This window comes from Shewanella sp. MSW, assembly GCF_007636515.1.
GTDB lineage: Bacteria > Pseudomonadota > Gammaproteobacteria > Enterobacterales > Shewanellaceae > Shewanella > Shewanella indica.
In genome coordinates this window covers 173,710-198,214 of the sequence record NZ_LVDR01000005.1, presented here as the reverse complement: position 1 = coordinate 198,214, position 24,505 = coordinate 173,710, and the positions used below count along the sequence as shown (strand labels likewise).

The 24,505-nt window shown below is 51.4% G+C and carries 21 protein-coding genes; 5 read left to right on the top strand and 16 right to left on the bottom strand.

Annotated features, from left to right (window positions below):
- Positions 1-31: 31 nt before the first annotated feature.
- From uvrC to abiEi, 3 genes are all read right to left on the bottom strand, one after another.
- Complete coding sequence (gene uvrC, locus AYI96_RS07370; RefSeq protein WP_039033281.1) at positions 32-1,861, bottom strand: excinuclease ABC subunit UvrC; 1,830 nt, start codon at positions 1,859-1,861, stop codon at positions 32-34.
- A 90-nt stretch (positions 1,862-1,951) separates the two neighbouring features.
- Complete coding sequence (gene uvrY, locus AYI96_RS07365) at positions 1,952-2,596, bottom strand: UvrY/SirA/GacA family response regulator transcription factor (protein ID WP_025009635.1); 645 nt, start codon at positions 2,594-2,596, stop codon at positions 1,952-1,954.
- A gap of 253 nt (positions 2,597-2,849) precedes the next feature.
- The gene (gene abiEi, locus AYI96_RS07360) at positions 2,850-3,374 is read right to left on the bottom strand and encodes a type IV toxin-antitoxin system AbiEi family antitoxin (RefSeq protein WP_039033282.1); all 525 of its coding nucleotides are present in this window, start codon (positions 3,372-3,374) and stop codon (positions 2,850-2,852) included.
- 558 nt (positions 3,375-3,932) lie between these two features.
- Between abiEi and AYI96_RS07355 the strand changes: the two genes are divergently transcribed.
- Positions 3,933-4,319 carry a VOC family protein gene (locus tag AYI96_RS07355; RefSeq protein ID WP_071476173.1) on the top strand — a complete coding sequence of 129 codons (387 nt, stop codon included), beginning with the start codon at positions 3,933-3,935 and terminating at the stop codon, positions 4,317-4,319.
- A gap of 279 nt (positions 4,320-4,598) precedes the next feature.
- The gene (locus AYI96_RS07350) at positions 4,599-7,871 is read left to right on the top strand and encodes a DUF748 domain-containing protein (protein ID WP_144361315.1); all 3,273 of its coding nucleotides are present in this window, start codon (positions 4,599-4,601) and stop codon (positions 7,869-7,871) included.
- 80 nt (positions 7,872-7,951) lie between these two features.
- On the opposite strand, the gene AYI96_RS07345 is transcribed toward AYI96_RS07350, so the two are convergent.
- The 11 genes from AYI96_RS07345 to yceD all read right to left on the bottom strand — a co-directional run bounded on the left by AYI96_RS07345 (position 7,952) and on the right by yceD (position 16,483).
- Entirely contained in the window at positions 7,952-8,830 is an 879-nt protein-coding gene (locus AYI96_RS07345; protein WP_101094914.1) for an NAD(P)-dependent oxidoreductase, read from the bottom strand.
- Positions 8,831-9,040: 210 nt separating this feature from the next.
- Positions 9,041-9,520, bottom strand: coding sequence for an acyl-CoA thioesterase (locus tag AYI96_RS07340; RefSeq protein ID WP_039033284.1), 480 nt, complete (start codon positions 9,518-9,520; stop codon positions 9,041-9,043).
- A 70-nt stretch (positions 9,521-9,590) separates the two neighbouring features.
- A complete protein-coding gene (locus AYI96_RS07335) occupies positions 9,591-9,959 on the bottom strand; it encodes a hypothetical protein (RefSeq protein ID WP_071476174.1) in 369 nt (122 codons plus the stop codon).
- 158 nt (positions 9,960-10,117) lie between these two features.
- Positions 10,118-11,356 (bottom strand): beta-ketoacyl-ACP synthase II, encoded by a 1,239-nt coding sequence (gene fabF / locus AYI96_RS07330; RefSeq protein WP_039033286.1) that lies wholly within the window; start codon positions 11,354-11,356, stop codon positions 10,118-10,120.
- Positions 11,357-11,548: 192 nt separating this feature from the next.
- Positions 11,549-11,782 carry an acyl carrier protein gene (gene acpP / locus AYI96_RS07325; protein ID WP_006081231.1) on the bottom strand — a complete coding sequence of 78 codons (234 nt, stop codon included), beginning with the start codon at positions 11,780-11,782 and terminating at the stop codon, positions 11,549-11,551.
- A 163-nt stretch (positions 11,783-11,945) separates the two neighbouring features.
- Positions 11,946-12,692 carry a 3-oxoacyl-ACP reductase FabG gene (fabG, locus tag AYI96_RS07320; RefSeq protein WP_039033287.1) on the bottom strand — a complete coding sequence of 249 codons (747 nt, stop codon included), beginning with the start codon at positions 12,690-12,692 and terminating at the stop codon, positions 11,946-11,948.
- 10 nt (positions 12,693-12,702) lie between these two features.
- A complete protein-coding gene (fabD, locus tag AYI96_RS07315; RefSeq protein WP_107004981.1) occupies positions 12,703-13,629 on the bottom strand; it encodes an ACP S-malonyltransferase in 927 nt (308 codons plus the stop codon).
- Between the two features lie 129 nt (positions 13,630-13,758).
- Entirely contained in the window at positions 13,759-14,718 is a 960-nt protein-coding gene (locus AYI96_RS07310) for a beta-ketoacyl-ACP synthase III (protein ID WP_039033288.1), read from the bottom strand.
- A 9-nt stretch (positions 14,719-14,727) separates the two neighbouring features.
- Positions 14,728-15,756 carry a phosphate acyltransferase PlsX gene (gene plsX / locus AYI96_RS07305; RefSeq protein ID WP_039033289.1) on the bottom strand — a complete coding sequence of 343 codons (1,029 nt, stop codon included), beginning with the start codon at positions 15,754-15,756 and terminating at the stop codon, positions 14,728-14,730.
- A 15-nt stretch (positions 15,757-15,771) separates the two neighbouring features.
- Positions 15,772-15,942: a 50S ribosomal protein L32 gene (rpmF, locus tag AYI96_RS07300; RefSeq protein ID WP_025009546.1), complete on the bottom strand. Its 171-nt coding sequence runs from the start codon at positions 15,940-15,942 to the stop codon at positions 15,772-15,774.
- Positions 15,943-15,958: 16 nt separating this feature from the next.
- Positions 15,959-16,483 carry a 23S rRNA accumulation protein YceD gene (gene yceD, locus AYI96_RS07295; RefSeq protein WP_123116233.1) on the bottom strand — a complete coding sequence of 175 codons (525 nt, stop codon included), beginning with the start codon at positions 16,481-16,483 and terminating at the stop codon, positions 15,959-15,961.
- A gap of 275 nt (positions 16,484-16,758) precedes the next feature.
- Here yceD and AYI96_RS07290 point away from each other — a divergent pair, with 275 nt between their 5' ends.
- Both AYI96_RS07290 and AYI96_RS07285 read left to right on the top strand, forming a co-directional pair.
- Complete coding sequence (locus AYI96_RS07290) at positions 16,759-17,406, top strand: Maf family protein (RefSeq protein WP_052247969.1); 648 nt, start codon at positions 16,759-16,761, stop codon at positions 17,404-17,406.
- 215 nt (positions 17,407-17,621) lie between these two features.
- On the top strand, positions 17,622-18,620 hold the full coding sequence (locus AYI96_RS07285) for a PAS domain-containing protein (RefSeq protein WP_144361314.1): 999 nt from the start codon (positions 17,622-17,624) through the stop codon (positions 18,618-18,620).
- Positions 18,621-18,715: 95 nt separating this feature from the next.
- Here the strand turns inward: AYI96_RS07285 and AYI96_RS07280 are convergent, their stop codons facing one another.
- Entirely contained in the window at positions 18,716-19,360 is a 645-nt protein-coding gene (locus AYI96_RS07280; protein ID WP_144361313.1) for an HAD-IA family hydrolase, read from the bottom strand.
- Positions 19,361-19,381: 21 nt separating this feature from the next.
- Positions 19,382-20,347, bottom strand: a complete 966-nt coding sequence (gene rluC, locus AYI96_RS07275; protein WP_039033292.1) for a 23S rRNA pseudouridine(955/2504/2580) synthase RluC — start codon at positions 20,345-20,347, stop codon at positions 19,382-19,384.
- A gap of 588 nt (positions 20,348-20,935) precedes the next feature.
- Here rluC and rne point away from each other — a divergent pair.
- Positions 20,936-24,403: a ribonuclease E gene (gene rne / locus AYI96_RS07270; RefSeq protein WP_144361312.1), complete on the top strand. Its 3,468-nt coding sequence runs from the start codon at positions 20,936-20,938 to the stop codon at positions 24,401-24,403.
- Positions 24,404-24,505 lie beyond the last annotated feature (102 nt).

The window sequence follows — 24,505 nt, the reverse complement described above, 5'->3', positions numbered from 1 at the left end:
CAAAAGCAGCGCCAATCTTGCCTGATTTTTACTACCCCCGCAATGCATCGTGTATCGTTTGAGCCATTTCTGGACTGATCCCGGGCACTTTTGCCAGTTCTGCCACACTTGCCCCCTTCACTTGTTGTAATCCGCCCAGATATTGCAGCAAAGCCTTGCGTCTTTTCGGGCCAATCCCAGGAATAGACTCCAAGCTTGAGGTGTTGCGGGTCTTTTGACGTTTATTCCTATGACCGGTAATCGCAAACCTGTGGGATTCATCGCGAATATGTTGAATAAGATGCAGCGCCGGCGAATCATCCGGCAGTGAAAAGCTCTCTTCGGTATCACCGAAGATAAGGGTTTCCAACCCGGGTTTGCGGCTTTCACCTTTGGCGACCCCGATAAGCGTGGGTACGGCCTCTATTCCGACAAACTTCTCGTTGACCACTTCCTGAGCCATTCTGAGTTGTCCAAGGCCGCCATCGATAAACACGATATCCGGGATCTTACCTTGGGCACTGACCTTATCAAACCGGCGAGTCAAGGCTTGCTTCATCGCCGCATAATCATCTCCGGGAGTTATGTCCTTGATGTTGTAGCGCCGATACTCGCTCTTGTCCGGCCCTTCGCGATTGAACACCACGCAGGAGGCCACAGTGCTCTCCCCCATGGTATGACTGATATCAAAGCACTCCATACGTTTAATCGGGGTGCTTTGTTCAAGCGCCTCTTCAAGAAGAAGAAATCTTTGCTCCACCGTATTGCGGTGAGCCAGCTTGGTATTGACCGCATTGGTCGCATTGGTCTTGGCCAGACGCAGATAACCGGCTCTGTCGCCCCTGACCCGAGTGCGGATGGCCACTTTCTTGTTCAGCGCTTCCATCAGCACCTGTTCCAACTCTTCCAACTCCTCGTAGCTGTCACTCAGGAGAATTTCCCGCGGGATAGTACGTTGAATATCGACGTTGAGATAAAACTGCAGCATAAAGGCTCTGAGTACCTCGGCCATTTCAGTTTGCGCCGGCACGCTAGGGTAATAACTGCGACTGCCAAAAATCTTGCCCTCGCGAATGAACAACAGGTGGAAACAAGCAACTCCTGAGGCGTAGTGCACCCCAATCACATCAAGGTCACCATGGCTGGATGATACTTCCTGCTGCTCGGCCACTCGTCTGAGCGCCATGATCTGATCCCGATAGCGTGCCGCCTGCTCGTAAGCCATGGACTCGGCCGCCAGTTCCATTTTCTTGACCAAGGCGCTGAGCACCTGCTGATCCTTGCCCTTGAGAAACAGGGTCGCCAGCTTGACCTGCTCCTGATATTCCTCATCAGAGACCTTGCCGACACAAGGGGCACTGCAACGCTTGAGCTGGTACTGCAAACAGGGACGCGAGCGCGACTTGTAATAGAGATCGTCACACTGACGAATAGGAAACAGCTTCTGCATCAAATGCAGACTTTCACGCACCGCACCACCATTGGGATAAGGCCCGAAATACAGCCCTTTCTCCCGCTGTGGCCCCCTGTGATAGGCGAGCCTGGGATGCCGGTGCTGGCTCAATAAGATAAAGGGATAAGACTTGTCATCTCTTAGCAGCACATTGTATTTCGGCAAGTACTGCTTGATGTAATCATTTTCCAGTATCAGTGCTTCAGTTTCACTGTGAGTCAGTGTCACATCGATATTGGCGATATGGGACACCAGCGCCTGAGTTTTCACATTAGGGAGATTCTTGCGAAAATAAGATGCGAGCCGTTTCTTGAGATCTTTGGCCTTGCCCACATAAATCACGCTACCGCCGCTGTCGTACATACGATAGACGCCCGGTGCTGAGGTCAGATTTTTAAGAAAAAGCTTGGGATTGAATTCCTGCGGCATGAACCCACTCTATAAATAACGGCTGAAGAGATAAAGATTTCAGGGACAGAAAACAACAAAGAAAGAGGGAGCCGTGGCTCCCTATGTAAATCAGAACTGCCCGGTGTCGAGCATTTTATACCGAATCGCCAATCGGGTCAGCTCCACATCGCCGCTGATCCCCAGTTTGGCGAACAAGCGATAGCGGTAGCTGTTAACCGTCTTGGGACTGAGGTTCAACTGCTCGGAGATATCATTGACCTTCTCACCATTGGTGATCATCATCATGATCTGCAGTTCCCGCTCTGACAGCGACTTGAAGGGGTTCTCATCAGTCTGATCAAACTGGCTCAAGGCCATCTGCTGAGCAATTTCCGGTGACAAATATCGCTGACCGTGAGCAACTTGCCGAATGGCTTGAATCACCTCAGGCGGCTTGGCTCCCTTGGTCAAATAACCGGAAGCACCGGCTTGCATCACCTTGGTCGGGAAAGGATCCTCTGAGTGGATAGTCAATACTATGATTCTGGCATGAGGCTGATAACGCAGAATTTTCCGGGTAGCTTCAAGCCCCCCTATTCCGGGCATATTCATATCCATCAAAATCACATCGGCTTCATTCTGCCTGCTCCACTGCACAGCAGCTTCACCATCACCGGCTTCTCCTACAACTTTAATGCCTTTTTCATCTTCAAGGATCCGGCGGATCCCGGTTCTGACCAACTCATGGTCATCCACCAAATATACGGATATCAACTTCAACCCACCTTATTATTGTCGGCCTTATCGTGTAGCTCTGTTTCTTCGAAGCCTTTGGGATAATTTAGCCGATCTGCCAACAATAGAAAAGCGCAAGTTAACTTTATGATTATAAAAGAAACTCATTCGTATATCGGTACCAATTGTCATCAGTGTGCAACAATCTTGTTTTTTGTTGCCGAAGAATTTGCTTGCAAAGGCGATGAAACACCACCCAAAACAGTGTCATATCCAGCTAAGCAAATGAAGTTCAATCCTCATCTATCAACATATGTAAGTTTCGGCCAACTCGTTTCAGATCTCTCAGGGCAGTTGCTTGTGTAGCCATACGCAGCGGCCTTTGCTGAACTTTGATGGTATTGTACAAAATATCCATGTCATCGCGCTTGGTATGGGTAAATTCGATAGTGCCATAAGGAGTCTTGAAGATACCCTTTCGCCCCGTAGTCATCACAGTAAGATAGCTGATGGGGATCTGCGAAATCACCCCGTATTCAGACAAAGCCGATTCCAGCGAAACATAGTTATACTCACCACGCCGCAGTGCACAGGCGATATGCTCCACCGCATAACTATCTCGTCGGCTCAGCGCAAACAGGTATACACCGCGGCAGGGCCTTTCCAGGATCCCCTGCTTTATCAACCTCGACAGGCTTTGTTTGAATGCTTCCTGGGTATCATCGAAAAACACCCGCCTGAGATTCCCTTTGGTGTAAACATAGATACCTTGAAGGTCAAAACGATGTAGCCGTTGCAAAGCAGTACTGATATCCATAACGCCATCAAGTCAACTTAAAAGTTAATAATAGAATACCTAAGTGTCCACTTAATACCTATTGATAACTGACTTTGTCCGACTTAACGGCCCTATTTATAGCGCTGAACGTTGCAATCCTTTGCCAGGAACAGCCTAAATCAGCCTTTGAATAATGGCGCAGGAATCCGCCAGCGTAGATGCGCAGCAAAAACGCTAGTTATCCCAACCGACACCAGAAAGAATCCTGTTATTTGATGAGCAAGGCCCTGTTGATGCTCACAAAGGCAAAAAAGCTATCCGCTATTAAATGGTTAAGGAAGGTGCAAACCAGTCTCAAAATAGCCCCAGGCTGAGGAGCAACACATTCAAATCTGCTTTCAGGACTTGTATCACAACCACTGTTACTCACTTTAAAGGCATTGATGCCTAATACATTTACGGCGTCATATCGAAGAAAACCACAAAATACGGTTGATTCGGCTACACTCAAAACTGAACTCACCACAGGTTTGATAAACCAGGTTCAATCGCTAAAAAAGCGCGATTTCAGCCTCTCTGCTTCAGGAGAACCTATCGATGAACTCCCCTTTTACCACCCATGGAGCCTTAAGCTGGCACGAGCTGACCGCCAGTGACTCCGAACAGGCGATGCGGTTTTACGGTGAGGTTTTTGGATGGAATTTCAAAAAAATGCAGTTACCACAAGGCCCCTACCACATTATAGAAAATGACGGCATCAGCATAGGTGGGATCACTGACAGCCCGGCGCCGGCCATGCCAAGCAACTGGACCGGCTATATTACCGTGAAAGATGTCGACGCCGTCGCCATCAAGGCCAAAGAGTTAGGAGGCGATATTCTTTATGGTCCGGAAGATATTCCCCAAGTAGGCCGATTTTGCTGGATCAAGGATCCCTGCGGCGCCATTATCGCTGCCATCACTTACAACAGCACCAAAGGATAGGTAACGAACAGCAGCTATGGTTTGAGGTTTACGATGTTGACCCGCAACATCCCGAATATTTCCAAACTTGAATATCGCCCTTTTACGAATGAAATGTTCATCGAAAAATTCTTGATTATTGCAGCTTTAATTAGCAATGTTTTCTTTTTGTATCATGCATGTATAAGGCCGGATAACAGAGATTATAGATTCAGAAGTGACTTACAAAGCATGCCGAATACGCGTTAGAATAACGCCAACTTTTTGCTGCAAACCTGCTTCAAGGGATCTCACACCGTTATGCCCAATGTGCTGACTCAGCTCTTTTCCCGCTTTCGCCGGGCACCACTCGCCATCAAGACAAGCGTCTATCTGCTCCTCGGGTATAGCCTCTACGCTCTGCTGCTTGGTGGGCTTGCTCCCTGGGTGATAAAGTCGCAAACCCCAAAGCAATTGCAACAGCTGCTCGGCCGTCAGGCCAGCCTGGGCGATATCAGCATCAACCCTTTCCTTCTCAGAGTCCGCCTGGATAATTTCGCCCTGCAGGAGAGCGACCCACAGCAAGTATTTATGTCTTTCACGCAGCTTGAGTTGGAGCTGGCATTTTGGCGCTCGCTGACCCAAGGGGCCATAGCCATAGATCACATCCACCTCGCTTATCCACAAGTGAAGCTGCAAAGGCTTGCGTCAAAGAATGGCCAAGCTCAATTCAACTTCAGCGATATACTCGCCCACCTTGAAGCCAAGCAAACACCGCAAGCCGAGGCTACAGAAGACGCCTCTGAACTGCCCAGAGTCATTGCCCGGGATATCCGGGTGACAGAGGGTAAGTTCGCTTATATGGATAAGGTCGCCAATACAGAGCTCAGTTACGACAAGCTTAATTTCAGCCTGCAAGCTTTGGATACCAAGGCCTATAGCCTCAGCCTGCCGGAAGACGAAAACAAACCGGTACTGGCGAAAGATGCCAACCGCTATGCCCTGTCGTTGACCGGCGGCGATAACGGACAATTACAGACTCAAGGCCAGTTTCAGCTGCAGCCTCTCGAAATCACCGGCGAGCTGCAACTGGCCAAAATTTCCCTGCTGCCCTTCTGGCCGTTTGCCGATGGGCTTATTGCCGCCAAACTCAGTGACGGTGAACTCAGCTTCCAAAGCCAGTACCAGTTGAAACAGCAACAAGACCAACTGCATTACAGTACCCACAAGGGCAGGTTTATTCTGGAAAACCTGCTGTTCTCCGACCAACAGCAAGCCAGAGTCAAGCTGCCACTGTTGGCACTGGATAACATTCGGGTGGACGGCGACAACCAGAGTGTTAATGTCGACGAACTGGCGCTGCAAGGCCTGTGGGCCTATGCCCGCCTGGATAAGCAAGGCCTGGATCTACAACAGCTCTTTATGCCCGCCCTGCCTGCCACACATGCCAAGCCGAATGACATAGCGGCCAAGGCGCAAGTGGAACCAGCACTAGCCCAACCAGAGGCGGCAGATGAAACCGAGGCGCTAAATAAAGCTACAGTGCAAGATAAGGCCACAGCGAAAGAAAAAGCCACAGTGCAAGATAAGGCCACAGCGCATACAGCCAAAGAGCCAAACAAAACTCTGGAGCAAGACAAACAATGGCTACTGAGTATTGGCAAAATCAGTCTCAAGGATACAGATCTCAATCTGTTTGAGCAGCAGCAAAGCAATGGTGTCCACTGGCGTGTTTACCCTTTGGATATCACCACAGGTCCTGTGCGTTCCGATCTCGAAGGAAACATAGACTACCAGGTGCAACTGGCACTGAGTTCTGATGCCCAAAAACAGCCAGAGACCAGCCAGGGCCAGTTCAGCTCCACCGGCGCAATAGATGCCAATGCACGTACTGTCAATGCCGAGCTGACGCTGACCGAGTTGGAGCTGCAACAGTTCCAGCCCTATCTGGCGCCCTACCTCAATATGCAACTTGAAAGCGGCAAGTTGAGCACTCAGGGCAAGTTCACTGCCAACGCCGAGGGTAAGGCCCATTTTCAAGGACAAGCCGCAATTGGCAAACTGCTTATCAAGGATGGATTGGCATTTGAGCCTCTGCTGAAATGGCAGAATATGACGATAGATGCGATGAACTTTGATTCCGAAGCAAACAGCCTGAAAATCAGCAATATATTGCTGGAACAGCCATACGCCAAGGTGATGATCACCGAAGATCAGCGCACTAATATCGGCGAGCTGATCCGCGCCGAACCACTTGGTGATAACTCAGCGGCTCAGTCGCAGGCAAAACAAAGCCAGGCAAACGAAGCGCCGCAGCAAACCGCCGCCAAGGAAAAAAACACCGCCAAGACTGCTGCAGATAAGGCATTTAAACTGGATATCGGCAGCATTGCCATCAAAAGCGGCTCGGCCTATTTTGCCGATAACTCCCTCACCCCTAACTTTGCTTCCGGTATCGAAGGGCTGGAAGGCAAGATAAGCCACCTATCCTCCACCCCGGGAACCAAGGCCAGTGTCGATATCAAGGGCAAGATAGACAAGTATGCTCCAGTCACCCTAAGGGGAGAGGTGAATCCGCTGCTGGAAAAACCCTATCTGGATCTGGATTTAGTATTCAAGAGTGTCGAGTTGACCTCGGTGAATCCCTATTCGGGCACCTATGCCGGTTACTACATAGACAAGGGCCAGCTGTCTTTGGCGCTCAACTATCAATTGGAAGACAACCAGCTGAAGGGAGACAATCATCTGGTGATAGATCAGCTCAAGCTGGGTAAACCCAGTGATTCCGATCTGGCCACCAGTTTGCCGATTACCTTGGCTATCGCCCTTTTGCAAGACAGACATGGGGTAATAGATCTTGGCTTACAGGTTTCAGGAGATCTCGACAGTCCAAGTTTCAGCTTCGGCAGCATAGTGATGACCGCCATCACCAACGTCATCACCAAGGCGGTCACCGCCCCCTTCTCTTTGCTGGCCGGTCTGGTTGGCAGCGATGAAGAGCTGAATCTGGTCGCTTTCCAACCCGGTATAGCCACGCTGGACGCTGACGCCGAAGATAAGCTGAGCAAGCTGGCCAAGGCGCTGGATGACCGACCCAAGCTACAATTGAGCATTGAAGGCGGCGTAGCATTGCGGGAAGACAGTGAGGCGCTGGCAGAACAAAAACTGCAGCAGCAACTGCTCAAGGCCAGCAAGCTTGCGGCCCTGCCGGACGAGCTGAGCGCCAGTCGCTTCCCTACCAAAGGTAAGCTTGCTGATACCCTGGTAGCGCTTTTTGAGCAGCAGCTCAAACAGGATGCCGATGCGGAAAAAGACAAAGTGAAGCAAAAGCTTGCCGAAAAAGCCGGCAGTGAAACAGTCGATGAAGACGCTCTGCTGACTGTATGGCATATGGGCCTTTACAACCAACTGCTCAGCGCCCAAGAGATAAGCAATAATGAGCTGGCCAATCTGGCTCAGGCCAGGGCCCAGGCCATCAAGGCCTTCCTGGTAGACAGTGCTGCCGTTGCCCCCGAAAGAGTCTTCCTGCTGGACAGCAAGACAGAGATGAAACAGGATGCTTCTCAGGCAATTTTGTCGCTGAATGCCGATTAACCAATAGCGATAACCCCGGAACCAGGCGCGCACGCGCGCCTTTTTACCCGGATCTGAGCTCAGACTTTCTTATCAGGGGATTACTTGTTGCGACACTTTTCCTGACGAGCCATCAGACTGGAAGTATCCCAGCGGTTACCGCCCATGGCCTGTACTTCACCGTAAAATTGATCGACCATGGCGGTCAGCGGCAGATGTGAGCCATTGCGTCTAGCTTCATTGAGGGCGATGCCTAAGTCTTTGCGCATCCAGTCCACCGCAAATCCAAAATCATACTCACCCTTCAGCATGGTCTTGTGACGATTTTCCATTTGCCAGCTCTGGGCCGCGCCTTTGCTGATCACCTCAACTACCTTCTCGCCATCTAGCCCGGCGCTCTTGGCAAAATGCATGGCTTCAGCCAAACCTTGTACCACCCCGGCGATGCAGATTTGATTGACCATCTTGGTCAACTGCCCAGCGCCAACATCTCCCAATAGTTCGGCGCAGCGGGCATAGGCAGCCATCACAGGTTTTACCCGCGCAAATACCGCCTCAGAGCCGCCGGCCATAATGGTCAACACTCCATTCTCGGCACCAGCCTGACCGCCGGAAACCGGCGCGTCCATAAAAGCGATGTCCTTCTCGGCCAGCAAAGCGGCCAACTCCCGCGCCACATCGCATGAGGCAGTGGTGTGATCGACAAAGATACTGCCCACAGCCATACCATGCACAGCGCCCTCTTCACCCAGTACGACCTGGCGTAAGTCATCATCATTACCGACACAGGCAAAAACAATATCCTGTCCCTCGGCGGCTTGGGCCGGAGTCGCGCAGCAGCGCCCGCCAAACTCTGCCGCCCAGGCTTCAGCCTTGGAGAAAGTACGGTTATAAACAGTGACCTGGTGCCCCTGTTTTTGTAGATGCCCAGCCATGGGATATCCCATAACACCTAGACCGAGAAATGCGACATTCGCCATGATATTTCCTTGATTATTTATGCGCGGGAACAGATTGGCCCAATTGCCGACCATGCTGCAAAGCCTTTGGCGTAAAGCCAAGAGTGACAATTCAAGCCGATGTTTAAGCCGCATTTTGCCATGAGGCAGCATAAAGGAGAAGTTGATACGGGCAAACTCAGCATCCCGCATACAGAAAAGAGCCACGAATGTGGCTCTTGAAATCATCACTCAAGGATGAACGTGCGCTTCCATTTCCGCGCCGATTTTCTTGCGCATCTCCATCAACTTGATTGCCGAGTCCCTAAGCTCTATGTCTCTTGCCGATGTCGGCTGCCATTCAGGTACAGGCGTTGGTTTACCTTCATCGTCTACCGCCACCATGATGACAATACAGTGAGTGGTCAACTGACGTTCTGAATCCTTGGGATCGCCGGCTCTGACATCCAAACCTATATGCATGGAGGTGCTGCCGGTATAGATCACCTTGGCGCTCACCTCCACTATATTGCCCACATGTATGGGTTTGACAAACCTGATCCCCCCGGCGTAAACCGTGATGCAGTATTTACCACTCCAACCGGCCGCACAGGCATAGGCAGCCAAGTCAATCCACTTCATTACGGCGCCGCCATGTACCTTGCCGCCAAAGTTGACGTCTGCGGGCTCGGCCAAAAACCTCAGGGTTATCTGTCTCTCTGTTCCTGCCATGGGATCCTCTCATCAGGCTTGGCGGTCTGCTGACCGCACTTGGCTGAGAGTGTACGCGAAAATTTCGCGATCACCCAAACTTAGATACCAGGAAACTTCCGCCAATCACCAGAGGTAAAGCCAGCCGATAGATCCAAAGCTGCAATTTGCTGCTGATAAAACGGGACAAATGAAACAGTGAGTAAATTCCCATCCCCACCAGGAAGGTGCCCAGCACCTCTACCCCGGCCATCACATCGGCATCGCCGCCGGCATAAACCGCCGCTGTCAGTAAGGCAAACCAAAGCACGGTATAGGCGGCTATGGCCAAACTAAAAGTGCGAACACCAATCTCCATCGCTGGTTGCCACCGGCTGTTTTCACCCCGTACCAACTCGGTCAAATTGGCAGCAATCGCCCCAAGCATGGCCATAACAGGAAACATTGCAGGATTGAGCATAATGAAAACTCCAGAATTATTTGGCGGGATTCTGGCGCTATATTCAAAGAATGCCAATAGAGATGAACAAAGGTTAATTCTGGATTTAGCTTTAAAATATGACTAACTGATTTTAAAGATAAAAAAAGCGCCATCAGGCGCTTTTACAAGTGGTAACCTTAAACTCGCTTCAGTAGCAAGGAGCCATTGGTGCCACCGAACCCAAAAGAGTTACATAGCACATGCTCCACTTTGGCCTGACGCGCGGTATGGGCAACAAAGTCCAGATCGCAACCTTGGTCCGGGTTGTCCAAGTTGATGGTAGGCGGAACCACCTGATCTTTAAGAGCCAACGCGGAGAAAATGGTTTCCACTGCCCCGGCAGCACCGAGCAAATGCCCCGTCATTGATTTGGTGGAGCTCACCATCAGCTTGTAGGCATGATCGCCAAAGATAGACTTCACTGCGGCCGCTTCGGCCTTATCGCCTGCCGGCGTAGAAGTACCGTGAGCATTGATATAACCTATGCTTTCGGGGGCCAGGTTTGCATCTCTCAGCGCATTTTTCATGGCAGACGCAGCGCCGGCACCATCGGCTGGCGGCGAGGTCATATGGAAGGCATCGCCGCTCATACCAAAACCAACCAGCTCGGCATAAATCTTGGCACCGCGAGCCTTGGCGCGCTCATACTCTTCCAGGACTAACACCCCGGCGCCGTCACCGATAACAAAGCCGTCTCTGTCTTTATCCCATGGGCGACTAGCCGCCTGAGGGTCATCATTACGGGTAGACAAGGCCTTGGCTGCGGCAAAGCCACCGACGCCCAGAGGACAAGTGACATCTTCCGCGCCACCGGCCACCATCACATCGGCATCGCCATAAGCTATGGTACGGGCTGCGAAACCTATATTGTGCACCCCAGTGGTACAGGCGGTTGTCACCGCAAAGTTAGGACCAGTCATGCCGTACATGATCGACAAATGACCGGCAATCATATTGATAATGGTGCTGGGCACAAAGAAGGGGGAAATTTTACGTGGGCCACCGGCCATCAAGGCGCTGTGGTTTTGTTCAATCAACCACATCCCCCCCATACCGGCGCCGATAGCGGTTCCGACTCGACTGGGATCTTCTTTATCCATCTCCAATCCGGAGTCACGCATGGCCTGAATGCCGGCAGCCATACCATACTGAATAAAGAGGTCCATCTTGCGGGCGTCTTTACGGGACAGATACTGCTCTACGTCAAAATCTTTGACTGAGCCTGAAAAACGGGTGCTGAATTCGCTGGCATCAAACTTGGTGATAGGCGCGATACCGCTCTGACCTGCCAGCAAGGCTTGCCAGGTGCTGTCCACTGTGTTGCCGACCGGGGTCACCAGACCCAGGCCAGTGATAACAACTCGACGTTTAGTCACTGTGTCCACCTTAGATTAACGGGTGAGTTACCATGATAGGCTAGGCTGTTGCAGCCTACCATTGCCTCCGGCCAGCAGCCGAATGGTCACAAGACACGATAATGCATCGGCTGATACTGGTACAACCAGAAACTGACGGGGCGAAAACAAAAACAGGCGGCAATTATGCCGCCTGTTTTCTGGAATTCTGGATTACTGATTCTTGGAAACGTAATCGATCGCTGCCTGAACGGTAGTGATTTTCTCAGCTTCCTCATCAGGGATCTCGGTATCAAACTCTTCTTCCAGAGCCATAACCAACTCAACAGTGTCCAGAGAATCTGCACCCAGATCGTCTACGAAAGAAGCTGCTGGCTTAACGTCTTCTTCTTTAACGCCCAGTTGCTCTACGATGATTTTCTTTACACGTTCTTCGATGTTGCTCATTAGTTTTCTTTCCTATTCAAATTACGCACTTGCGTAAGATTGCGAGTAGTTTATTAGATTTGACCAACATTGCAAGCCTAGAATTTGTGGTCTAACCACGATTTTAAGCCCTCAATTGCTGCAGATCACCACCCAATTGCGACAGTATCCCTGCCATTCGCCCTTAAACCATATACATCCCGCCATTTACATGCAAGGTTTCCCCTGTGATGTAAGCAGCAGCATCAGAGGCCAAAAAGAGCACGGCGTTGGCAATTTCCTGTGCCTGACCCAAGCGCTCCATTGGAACCTGGGACATGATGGCCTGTTGCTGATCTTCTGTCAGCTCATCCGTCATATCTGTCTGGATAAAACCAGGAGCAATAGCATTAACTGTAATTTGACGAGATGCAACCTCTCTGGCGAGAGATTTTGTAAATCCGATCAAACCCGCTTTGGCCGCAGAGTAATTTACTTGGCCTGCATTGCCCATGGTACCTACCACAGAACCAATATTGATGATACGGCCATGACGTTTCTTCATCATTGAGCGCATCACTGGCTTGGATAACCTGAAAAGAGATGTCAGGTTGGTGTCCAGGATATCCTGCCACTCATCCTCTTTCATCCGCATCAATAAATTGTCACGGGTGATGCCAGCGTTGTTCACCAGAATATCAACATCGCCGGCTTTTTCTTTGATCGAGGCAAATAAATTTTCAACAGATTGTGGATCTGTGACATTCAGCACCAAACCCTGGCCCTTATCGCCCAAATAAGCCGAGATGGCTTCGGCGCCGCGCTCACTGGTTGCAGTACCGAATACTGTAGCACCGGCTTCGGCCAGAGTCGTTGCAATCGACTTGCCAATACCACGGCTGGCGCCGGTAACCAGGGCAATCTTGCCGGTTAAGTCTAATGTTACGCTCATGAAAAGCTCCTTATTCGATCAATGCAGCTAAAGAAGCGGCATCGTTGACTGCCTTGGCAGTAAGGGATTTGTTAATGCGTTTGCAAAGCCCGGTCAAGACTTTACCCGGACCCACCTCATAGAGCTCGGTGACGCCCATGGCAGCCATGGCTTCCACGGTTTCGGTCCAGCGCACAGGGCTGTATAGCTGACGAACCAAGGCATCACGGATATCAGCAGCATCTTGAGGCTGGGCGACATCCGCATTGTTGATTACGGGGATTTGCGGCTGGCTAAATTCGATATCACCCAGAGCACTGGCCAATTTATCGGCAGCGGGCTTCATTAAAGCGCAATGGGAAGGCACGCTCACAGGCAAGGCAACCGCCATTTTGGCGCCTGCAGCCTTGCAGGCTGCGGCGGCGCGCTCAACTGCGTTTTTTTCACCGGCAATCACCACCTGGCCTGGGCTATTGTAGTTAACCGGGCTAACCACAGCGCCTTCAGCACTGTCTTCACAGGCCTTGGCAATAGCGTCGTTATCCAGGCCTATGATGGCAAACATGGCGCCGGTTCCGGCAGGAACGGCTTGTTGCATCAACTGACCACGCAGCTCAACCAACTTAACGGCATCGGTAAACTTGAGCACCCCGGCACATACCAGCGCCGAGTATTCACCTAGGCTATGACCCGCCATCACGCTGGGCGCGGCTTTGCCGGCTGCTTGCCAGGCGCGATACAGAGCGACACTGGCACTCAGCAAGGCAGGCTGGGTCTTGTCAGTCTCGTTAAGAGTTTCGGCCGGACCTTGCTGGACAAGCTGCCACAAGTCGTAACCCAGCACTTCACTGGCTTCACGAAAAGTCTCGGTCACGACCGGATAGCCTTCGGCAAGATCAGCAAGCATGCCTACAGCCTGAGAACCTTGTCCCGGGAACACGAAAGCGAAATTTTCCATATTCATTTACCTATGATTGCAGGCAGCAAAGCTGATGCCGCTGCCCGAGTCTACTGATCTGCCCGGCAGATCAACTAGTATGCATTGAGACGTCCTACTCACTTGTGCGAAGCAAGTAGGCACTGAGTATCAGAAGCGAACCAAAGCGCTACCCCAGGCAAAACCGGCACCAAAGGCCTCAAGCAGCAGGAGTTGCCCGCGCTTGATGCGGCCATCGCGCACCGCTTCATCCAGTGCAATCGGCACTGAGGCAGCTGAAGTATTGCCATGTTTGGCCAGCGTCAGCACCACTTTATCAAGACTCATGTCCAATTTCTTGGCTGTAGCATTAATAATGCGGAAATTGGCCTGGTGTGGCACCAACCAATCTATTTCTGACTTGTCGACATTATTCAATCTCAGGGTTTCTGTCACCACATGGGATAACTGAGTGACGGCGACCTTGAAGACATCGTTGCCCTTCATGGTCATAAAGCCTACAGCCTCGGAGGTTTCTCCGGCTCTGGGCGGAAAGGCGCATTTGAGCAGTTCACCATGACGACCGTCGGCATAGATGTGGGTAGAGATGATCCCCGGCTCTTCACTGGCGCCCACCACGGCGGCACCGGCACCATCACCAAAGAGAATAATGGTGGTTCTGTCTTCCGGCTCACAGAGCCTGGAAAGCACATCGGCGCCTATTACCAGCACTTTCTTGGCCGCACCGGTTTTCACGAACTGATCGGCAACCGACAGCGCGTAGACAAAGCCGGAACAAGCGGCCGCGACATCAAATGCGGGGATGGTATGAACCCCCAACATGGCCTGCACTTCACAGGCAGCAGCCGGAAAAGCGTTTGCCGCACTTGTGGTGCCGCAGATAATCATATCGAGTTCGCCGGCTTCGATGCCTGCCATTTCAATGGCCTTCAACGCCGCCTGATAACCCATAGTGGCAACCGTTTCACTGGCATCAGCGATCCGACGCTCAGAAATACCCGTGCGCTCAACAATCCACTGGTCACTGGTTTCCACCATTTTTTCCAGATCCTGATTGCTACGCACCTGCGCCGGCAGATAACTGCCAGTTCCAAGAATTTTTGTATGCATAAGGAGAAATCAGCTGTTTATATCTAAAAGTATCGACTCGAGACGCTGCTTGATCATCTCTGGGAGTCGACGTCTTGCTTCAGTGACTGCCAAGCTAATCGCTTGTAAATAGGCAGTTTCATCCGCATTCCCATGGCTCTTGACGACTATTCCGCGCAATCCTATCAGACTTGCTCCATTATAGTGGTCGGGGTTCATCTGTTTGAGCACGCTTTGAATACTGGGAGCCAATAATTTGGCCAACATGCGTACAAAAAAGCCTCGGGTCAGCCCTTCCTTAAGCTGATGGATCAACAGTCTGGCAATGCCTTCTGAAGTTTTCAGGGTAATATTACCGACAAAACCGTCGCAGACAATCACATCGACTTTGCCGCGGTAAATCTCATCCCCTTCGATAAAACCTTGATAATTGATTTGAGGAGTATGTTGCAACAACTGGGCAGCCTGCTGCACCTGGTCGTTGCCTTTGATCTCTTCGCTGCCGACATTGAGCAGCGCGACCTTGGGTCTGGGTTGTTTGGTCACGGCTTCGCAGAGCACTGAACCCATGACGGAAAACTGGAACAAAGTATCTGAATCACAAGACACATTGGCCCCGAGATCCAGTAGATAGACTGGCTTATGGTTGATGGTGGGAAGACAACTGACCAACGCGGGTCTGTCTATGCCCGGCAGCGTCTTTAGTACCACCTTGGCCATCGCCATCAGCGCGCCGGTGTTACCTGCGCTGACACACGCCTGAGCCTCACCTTTATGCACAGCATCCAGCGCCCGACGCATGGAACTGTCACGCCGACAACGCAAAGCATGCACTGGCCTGTCAGACATACTGACCACTTCAGTGGTATGTCTAAGTTCAATTCTATCGGTAATGTCTTGCCCGCATTGGGCCAGGTATGGTTGTATCTGGTCTTGATCACCAACCAGAATAAACCTGAGATCTGGATATAATTTAAGTGCCTGCAGGGCTGCAGGCACAGTCACGTGGGGGCCATGGTCGCCACCCATCGCATCTAACGCAAGCGTCAGACTCGTCATAAGACAATCAACAACTTACTTGTTGATTACCTTTTTGCCACGGTAGAAACCGTCAGCAGTCACATTGTGACGACGATGCAGTTCACCGCTGGTAGCGTCTACAGACAGCTGAGCAGTGCTCAGTGCATCGTGTGAACGGCGCATACCGCGCTTTGAACGAGATTTTTTATTCTGTTGTACAGCCATTGATCTGTCTCCTGGATTACTTGCTCTTCAGTTTTTCTAACACTGCAAACGGATTTGGACGCTCCTCTTGAGCGGCTTCAATCTCGCCTATGGCCACATCCTTGGAACCTGTATGACATTCATCTATGTCATGGGTCGGTATCAAGGGCATAGCCAGTATCAATTCATCTTCAATCAATTGATGCAGACGAACTTCGCCAATTTCATTGCACTCAATAGGGTCATACGCATCCGGGAGCTCATCGATTTCAGCTTCATTCCGGCAAGGACTGAAACTAAACTCGACCGTAACCTCTGTGGTAAATAGTGTCATGCAGCGTTGACATAGCAGAGTGAGCTCCGTCACAGCCTTCCCTTTCAGGTAGACTATCCCCTGTAAATCCACACCACACTCAATTGACACTGTCACATCGGAACAGTCGCCGGCACATAATTCATTCAATCGCTTCAGTTGCGTACCAGGAACAACACCTTGATAGCTAAGGCGACTGGTCGCAGCACGAATGGGATCAATTGAAACCGGTATCTTTACTGTTTGCATAAGGCGCGCATATTATAGTTTGAAACCGCCGGAGTCAAAGGAAAAATGATGATGTGGCTCGCAAAGGAAATAAAACCTGTGCAGTCCTCGCCATCATAGGCCTGTTCCAACGGGTTCGAAATTGACGGACGCCGAATTCTACCCAAGCACAGGACTCTTCACAAGCCGTTGCCGCGCAAAATAAAGCCAGTCATCTCATCTCAAAGCCACTCTTGCCAGGCATTGGCAAATTTGGCGACAATATCCGGCTCTCACAACGCTTTGGAACCCAAGATATGACCCACCAAGATGACAATACCAAGGCTGCGGTTTCCCCCACAGAACCTCAGTTGATTTTAGCCTCAACCTCAAGCTATCGAAAGGCACTATTGGCAAAATTAGGTTTGGCGTTTGAGTGTGTGGCTCCCGAAGTAGATGAAACGCCCCGGCCTGATGAAACCGCCTTTGATTTGGTCAGACGTCTGGCAGCAGTCAAAGCACAGGCCGGGGCAAAGCAGCTAAGCAACGCACTGGTGATAGGTTCAGATCAGGTTGCCGTGATTGATGGTCAAATCGTCGGCAAGCCACTGACTGAAGAGAAAGCCTGCCAGCAATTGCAGGCCGCCTCGGGGAAAAGTATTACCTTTTATACCGGGCTGGCACTCTATGACAGCCGCAGCGACCGAACTCAAGTGGAAGTCGAACCTTTCATTGTGCATTTCAGAAACCTGAGCCAAGATGAAATCGTCGATTATGTTCGCCGCGAGCAACCACTCTGGTGTGCCGGCAGCTTTAAGTGTGAAGGCTTGGGCATCGCCCTGTTCCGAGCCCTCGAAGGACGGGATCCCAACACACTAATAGGTTTACCCTTAATCCTGCTCATCGAAATGCTCTCCCGTCAGGGGATTAAAGTATTGGGAGATACTGCATCGTCCGGAAGCTAAAGCATTCAAACACTGAATTGCACTCTTGCTTCTCTTTGCTTGTAGCTCGCTCGCCAAGATACATGCGCCATATTGAAACAATATGATATAGATGTCGGATGCGTCTGAATCTTATCTCAACAAGGTAAATTTACGTGCGACCACGGGGCTTTCACTCTACTATAATAACAATTAATCAACATATTTCTTTTGATGACCCCCTGTAGAGTGAAAAGATGACAGATACCGAAGAAGCCTTGGCTCTACTGGCTGCTCCCTGTACAGATAAGCGTTTTTTTCAACGGGCACTGCGCGCACTCGCCTTGGTGACCCAATGCCGCTGGGCAGGTTTTGGCCGACTTAAAAACGCCGCACAAGGTGAGGTCATTGCCTTTTGTGACAACAAACAGTCCCTCCCTGGGTTTGATTATGAACTGGCGGGTTCTCCCTGTGAGTCTCTCTATCAACAACAGGAAATCTGCACTCATCTACTCCACGCCCGTGATCTGCAAAAACGTTTTCCCCACTTTAGCCTGTTCCGCGAGATAGGCGCCCAGAGTTATCAGGCCGAGCTGATCCTCGGCAGCGATGGCAAACCGGTCGGCCATATTTTTGTGCTAGATACCCTGCCCCAGGCCGAAAGTGCAAAGTCAAAAGAGTTTTTCCGGATCTTGGCCCAACGTATCGGCCTCGAATATCACAGGATGTTGGTCAGTCGCGAGCTCACCATGCACAAGCAGATGATAGCCACCACAGATCATCTGCTGGCATTTATCGGTACAGACTACTGCTACCATATGGTCTCCAAAGGGTATGAGCAGCTTTTCAACCGCACCCAAGAGGAGATAATAGGTAAGCAGATAGCTGAGCTGCACGGTGTAAAGACATTTGAGAAGAAGATCCGACCACTACTTGAACGGGCCTTTAACGGCGAAACACCGGAAGCCAATCATTGGTTGCATCCACCGCATCTAACAGCGCCGCTGCTGATGAGTGTACGACACTCACCCTGCATCAATGATGCTGGCGAAATTTGCGGCGTCATAGTCTCGTCCCACGACATCACCCGCCTGTCGGCGCTGGCATTGTCCAGTCTGGGCACTGAAGCATTGAACCTTAATACCGGGAGCCTTAATACAAAGAACCTAAGCCCAGAGAACCTAAACGCAGAGAACCTAAACGCAGAGAGCCTGAGCCCAAAATTATGCCCGGAGTTAAAAACCGCCAATTCCTGAAATTGCACGCCACGTTTTTAACAGTATACAGCAAGCAAAAGGCCTGCATCTGCAGGCCTTTCAAGGATGTGTTTAGGGAAAGGTTCCAATGAAAATCACAGATGGTGCAACAGCCCCAATGGACTATCGATAATGGCCTTTGGCGCCGCTTCATGTAAGCGTTCGCGGCTATGGGCGCCATAACTGACCCCAATGGCATCCATACCGGCACCGGTAGCCATATTGAGATCGTGTACCGAATCACCCACCATCAAGGCCCTTTCAGGCGCTATCTTTAATTCAACCAATAACTGTTGCAGCATATCCGGGTGGGGTTTACTTCTCGCATCATCTGCGCTGCGACTGGCATGAAAAAAATCTCCAAGTCCGGTTTCCCGCAGTACACGTTCAAGACCTGCCCTTGCCTTACCTGTCGCCACCGCCAGCAGATACTTCTCACTGCGAAGCTGTGACAACAGTGCCGGTGTTTCACTGAAAAGCGGTGTCGGCGTGGTATCAAGCATCAGGAACTGCTGCTTATATTCCTCTCTGAGCGCCTGATATTCGTCAACACTTCCTGCTGGATAGAGGCATTGTAAGGCCTCTGTCATAGACAGGCCAATAATGTCACGTACTGCCTGCTCCGAGGGGATAGGCAAGGCCATTACCCTTGCCGTATTTTCCATACAGCGGACAATCTTGCCTATTGAGTCCATCAGGGTACCGTCCCAATCGAATATCAGTAGCTCATATGCCTTCATGGGCGGTTTCCTTATTTCTTTCTATACCCGAGTGAGTTTGTCCAACAACTCAAGCAGTACAGGATCCAGGGGGGCCTGCACTGTCATTTCAGTCTCTGTGTCAGGATGAGTGAACTTAAGTTGCGCCGCATGCAGAAACAGGCGATTCAACCCAAGTGCCCGCATACTGTCATCAAACTTTTGCTCACTGTACTTTTCGTCACAGGCGATGGGGTGACCGGCATACTGGCAGTGCACCCGGATCTGATGAGTACGGCCGGTTACCGGACTCGCCTGCACCAGTGTCGCACCATCATAACGCTGCAAAATTTTGAAACGGGTTTCCGAGGCCTTGCCTTCGGTATTCACCCGTACAATGCGTTCACCCGACTTAAGTGTCAACTTCAGCAATGGTGCCTTAACCACCTTGTCGTGCTTTTGCCACTCACCGCGAACCAGCGCCTGATAGTCTTTTTGCATCTGCTTATGTCTGAGTTGGTCATGCAGGTGCTTTAGCGCGCTGCGCTTCTTGGCAACCAAAAGCACTCCTGAGGTGTCTTTATCCAAACGGTGCACCAACTCAAGAAACTTTTGCTGCGGTCGCAGCGATCTCAGCGCTTCAATCACGCCGTAATCGACACCACTGCCACCGTGTACGGCGATGCCGGCAGGTTTGTTCAGTACCAGAATATGCTTGTCTTCAAACAGAATTCTGTCTTCTAGACGCGATACCCGCTCCAGATTGGCAGAAGGCGCAGTGCGATAGTTATCTTCACTGACCCGAACCGGTGGAATGCGTACCTGGTCCCCTTCGGCCAACTTATATTCGGGCTTTATCCGCTTCTTGTTGACCCTGACTTCGCCCTTGCGCACTATGCGATAGATCATGCTCTTGGGCACGCCCTTGAGTTTGCTGAGCAAAAAATTGTCAATGCGCTGGCCAACATTGTCTTCATCAATGGTCACCAGGCGAACTTGCTGATTGGGTGATGGCGTCTCGGTATTCATAACACTTATGTTGCGGTTCGGGGCGCGCTATTGTACAACATGTTGAGGCTTTTGATTGCCGATTTTTTTGAATTCGGCTATATTTCAGCGGCGAACCCTGCGTATTGATGAGCCTTTGCTCAATCTATGAACGGTTCGAACGGTGGAAAGCGCTTGAGCGATGTCTGACCTCCGAGGTCGCAAATAATTGATTTGCAAACTGTATATAAAAGAACACTACTGAAAAAATTGTTTTTACGGTTAAACCTGGACGGAAACACGAAATTCAGACCACTTTCAAGCCGCCACTATGCTGTTTTCGAAAGTTAATGTTAACTCGTCATCAAACGACAAGGCTCGACTTCGGCATTACCGGATTATTATTGAAGAATTTATGGGGTTGGTTGATGTTTTACAACGAATTCCTTGTTTTTGTAATCATTGAAAAATAAGCCATAAATAGGATGCGACACGCAGCGAATGCGTCTAACAGCAATGCGCACCTCCCTGCCTGGAGGAACGCCGAGAGGCGTCGCCCGAATGAGACCAGGCCCGTAATGCAGCGACCTGTACGTTTGATGACCTCTTATTAAGAAGAATTACGTCATCATGAAACGGATGTTAATCAATGCGACTCAATCCGAGGAGTTGCGCGTTGCCCTGGTTGATGGGCAACAGCTTTATGATCTGGATATCGAAAGCCCAGGCCATGAGCAGAAAAAAGCCAATATTTATAAAGGTAAAATCACCCGCGTAGAACCCTCTCTGGAAGCGGCATTTGTTGACTATGGCGCCGAGCGTCATGGTTTTCTACCACTGAAAGAGATCGCCCGTGAATACTTCCCTAAAGGTTATTCCTTCCAGGGGCGTCCCAGTATTAAAGAAGTGGTCAGCGAAGGCCAGGAAGTCATAGTTCAGATAGATAAAGAGGAACGTGGCAACAAAGGCGCTGCCTTGACCACCTTTATCAGTCTGGCCGGGTCGTACCTGGTACTCATGCCCAATAACCCTCGCGCCGGTGGTATCTCCCGCCGGATTGAAGGTGATGAGCGCACCGAGTTGAAAGCGGCCATGGAAAACCTGGAAGTGCCCAACGGTATGGGGCTGATTGTTCGCACCGCAGGTGTTGGCAAGGCTGCCGCCGATCTGCAGTGGGACTTGAAGGTATTGCTGCACCATTGGACAGCGATTCAGGAAGCGGCCGAGAGTCGCCCGGCTCCTTTCCTTATTCATCAGGAAAGCAATGTTATCGTTCGCGCCATCCGTGATTACCTGCGCCGTGATGTAGGCGAAATTCTAATCGATCACCCACAAATTTATGCCGATGCCAAGCAGCATATCGCCCTGGTACGTCCTGATTTTGTCGACAGAGTCAAACCCTACTCATCTGAAGTGCCGCTCTTTACCCACTATCAGATTGAGTCACAGATAGAATCTGCATTCCAGCGCGAAGTCAGACTGCCTTCCGGCGGTTCTATCGTTATCGATCCCACCGAAGCGCTGACCTCTATCGATATCAACTCAGCCAGAGCCACCAAGGGCGGCGATATCGAAGAAACCGCACTGAATACCAATCTGGAAGCCGCCGACGAGATTGCCCGTCAGCTGCGTCTGCGCGACTTGGGCGGCCTGGTGGTTATCGACTTCATCGATATGACTCCGGTCAGACACCAACGCGAAGTGGAAAACCGTCTGCGTGATGCCGTTCACCATGACCGTGCCCGAGTGCAATTGGGCCGTATTTCCCGCTTCGGTCTGATGGAAATGTCCCGTCAGCGTCTGCGTCCGTCTCTGGAAGAGTCAGCCGCTCACATCTGCCCTCGTTGTAACGGTCAGGGCACCATTCGTGGTACCGAGTCACTGGCACTGTCGATTCTGCGCCTGATGGAAGAAGAAGCCATCAAGGAAAACACCTCTCAGATTGAGGCCATAGTGCCCGTGGATGTCGCAGCTTACCTGCTGAACGAAAAGCGCAAGGCCATACGCATCACAGAGCAGCGCCATGAAGTTGAAGTCTATGTGATCCCGGATCCACATATGATGACCCCGAACTACCGTGTGGTGCGTCATCGCAAGGACGACCAGATCTCTGAAGTCAGCTACCAGCGTGTGGAAGAGCCGGAGAACAAACTGTATGAACCACGTAAACTGGAACGTGCTGCTGCACCCAAGCCAGCACTGAGTGGTTTTGCTACACCTCTCAAGCAGGAAACTGCCGAAGCACCGCAGACAGCCAAACCAGCGGTCAAAGCCGCAGCGACTGAAGCGGCCAAGCCCGGGATAATTTCCCGTTTCTTCGCCGCCTTGGGTGCCATCTTCTCCTCTTCCGAGCCACAAGCCGACAAGAAGCAGGAAAAGAGCACTAAAGACAATCAGGAAAGCAACGGCCAGAACAACCGCCGTAACCGTCGCAATGACCGCAACGACAGACGTCGCAAGAGTGGTGATGACAAAGACGCTAACCGCGATTCACGTAGCCGCAACCGCAAATCGGCCGCTAACGAGCGCCCTGCCCGTGATAAGGACGAACAAGGCAACAAGCGCCAGGCAAACGACTCCGGTAAACCAACCCGTAGTGACCGTAGCGACAAGGCTCCCAAGTCTGAAGCTTTGGATGAACGCAAGAGCCGCAGCAAGGCCCGTGACGAAAGCGAGCAGGAACCAAAACAGGAAGCCGCCCGTGAGCGTCGCCAACGTCGCAACCTGCGTCGTAAAGTGCGCATTGAGGCCAACGATGCACAGGAAGCCGTTGATAACACAGCAGAGGCAACCAGCGCCGAAGTGAAAGCCAGCGCCCAGGCCAAACCTGAAGTAAAGGTCGAGACAAAAACCGAGACCAAGCCGACTCGCGCCAAAGAGACAGGTAACAAGGATAACGCCGAGCAAGCCGACAAACCACGCCGCAGCCGCCGTAAGCCTGCCGCAGCTCAGGCTGAGTCCAAGGAAATGGAAGTTCAGGCCAAAGTTGAAGCCAAGTCAGAAGCCAAGAGCGAAACCACTACCGAGCTGAAGGGTGAAGAGTCAACTCAGGTTGCCACTAAAGCCCAAGGTACAGAGGTTTCACAAGACATTCAGGCAAGCGCCGAAGTCAGCCCTGTTGTCAATGCTGAGCAAATCGCTGAAACCAGTGTTCAAGATAGTGGTGTTCAAAGTAATGCCGAAGCCATCGAGAGCGCTGAAGAAGACGATAAGCCCAAGCGCGAAGGACAACGCCGTAGCCGCCGCAGCCCTCGTCATTTGCGTGCTGCCGGTCAGCGTCGCCGCCGTACCGAACAGGAAGGCGAAGAGTCCGAAAGCCCTGAAAAGGTAAGCACTGAAAAAGCAGCCACTGAAGCAGCAAATAACGCTAAAGAAGTGGTTGTTACCGAGGCATCAGCGCCGGCTGCTGCCGTTGAAGTCGATGCTGAGCAAGCAAAGCCTGCCGACAAAGCTCAAGAGCCAGCACAAGCTGAACCTCAAGTTGTTGCCAAGCCGACTCCTCAGGTTGAAGCCAAAGCGGAAACCAAAGCCGAAGCTCAGGTTGAGACAAAGCCTCAAGCCGAGGTCGCTGCCAAGGTAGAAGCCGTTGCCGATGCAAAAGCCGCCGAAGTAGAGGTAAAGGCTGAGCCCAAAACAGCAGAAGCCGAACCAGCGCCTGAAGCCAAAGCTGAAAAAGCTGAAGTTGCGAAAGCTGAGCCCGTCGAAGCTGCGCCATCAAAGGCAGTAGAGAAAGCGAGCGAAGCACCCAAGGCTAAAACTGTTGAAGTCGCAGCAGCCAAGCCCAAGGCAGAAACTGCATCGGCAAGCGTCGCCGCCTCAGCCCCTATGGCCAAGCCGGCTGCTATCAGCCGCCCTGCGCGTCAGGCAAGCAATCAAGCCAAGGAAAGCCCGGCAGCAGCACCTGCAACAACCCAGGCAAGCGCCGCACCAAGAGTCAGTCGCTTCAGCACCATGGTTGGCTCAGATACAACCAAGCCACAGGTGGATCAACGTGCTCACGTTGAAGTGCCCAAAGGCCGAGAGTATCTGGCCAATGGCGAAACCGCGCCACGCAAGAGCCATGGTAACAGCGCCGAGTCAGATATGGCCCGTCCCTGAACCTAAGTGTTGCTGAGAAAAAACCATGCCCTCGGGCATGGTTTTTTTATTTTGATCTGCTTCACACTTCTGTCACAACAGAAATTTTGCTAGTATGCGCAA

Excerpts from the sequence above, each read along its gene's own strand:
- uvrC (WP_039033281.1), bottom strand. The coding sequence starts at position 1,861 with ATGCCGCAGGAATTCAATCCCAAGCTTTTTCTTAAAAATCTGACCTCA.
- abiEi (WP_039033282.1), bottom strand. The coding sequence starts at position 3,374 with ATGGATATCAGTACTGCTTTGCAACGGCTACATCGTTTTGACCTTCAA.
- AYI96_RS07355 (WP_071476173.1), top strand. The coding sequence starts at position 3,933 with ATGAACTCCCCTTTTACCACCCATGGAGCCTTAAGCTGGCACGAGCTG.
- AYI96_RS07350 (WP_144361315.1), top strand. The coding sequence starts at position 4,599 with ATGCCCAATGTGCTGACTCAGCTCTTTTCCCGCTTTCGCCGGGCACCA.
- AYI96_RS07345 (WP_101094914.1), bottom strand. The coding sequence starts at position 8,830 with ATGGCGAATGTCGCATTTCTCGGTCTAGGTGTTATGGGATATCCCATG.
- AYI96_RS07340 (WP_039033284.1), bottom strand. The coding sequence starts at position 9,520 with ATGGCAGGAACAGAGAGACAGATAACCCTGAGGTTTTTGGCCGAGCCC.
- AYI96_RS07335 (WP_071476174.1), bottom strand. The coding sequence starts at position 9,959 with ATGCTCAATCCTGCAATGTTTCCTGTTATGGCCATGCTTGGGGCGATT.
- acpP (WP_006081231.1), bottom strand. The coding sequence starts at position 11,782 with ATGAGCAACATCGAAGAACGTGTAAAGAAAATCATCGTAGAGCAACTG.
- fabG (WP_039033287.1), bottom strand. The coding sequence starts at position 12,692 with ATGAGCGTAACATTAGACTTAACCGGCAAGATTGCCCTGGTTACCGGC.
- fabD (WP_107004981.1), bottom strand. The coding sequence starts at position 13,629 with ATGGAAAATTTCGCTTTCGTGTTCCCGGGACAAGGTTCTCAGGCTGTA.
- AYI96_RS07310 (WP_039033288.1), bottom strand. The coding sequence starts at position 14,718 with ATGCATACAAAAATTCTTGGAACTGGCAGTTATCTGCCGGCGCAGGTG.
- plsX (WP_039033289.1), bottom strand. The coding sequence starts at position 15,756 with ATGACGAGTCTGACGCTTGCGTTAGATGCGATGGGTGGCGACCATGGC.
- rpmF (WP_025009546.1), bottom strand. The coding sequence starts at position 15,942 with ATGGCTGTACAACAGAATAAAAAATCTCGTTCAAAGCGCGGTATGCGC.
- yceD (WP_123116233.1), bottom strand. The coding sequence starts at position 16,483 with ATGCAAACAGTAAAGATACCGGTTTCAATTGATCCCATTCGTGCTGCG.
- AYI96_RS07290 (WP_052247969.1), top strand. The coding sequence starts at position 16,759 with ATGACCCACCAAGATGACAATACCAAGGCTGCGGTTTCCCCCACAGAA.
- AYI96_RS07285 (WP_144361314.1), top strand. The coding sequence starts at position 17,622 with ATGACAGATACCGAAGAAGCCTTGGCTCTACTGGCTGCTCCCTGTACA.
- AYI96_RS07280 (WP_144361313.1), bottom strand. The coding sequence starts at position 19,360 with ATGAAGGCATATGAGCTACTGATATTCGATTGGGACGGTACCCTGATG.
- rluC (WP_039033292.1), bottom strand. The coding sequence starts at position 20,347 with ATGAATACCGAGACGCCATCACCCAATCAGCAAGTTCGCCTGGTGACC.
- rne (WP_144361312.1), top strand. The coding sequence starts at position 20,936 with ATGAAACGGATGTTAATCAATGCGACTCAATCCGAGGAGTTGCGCGTT.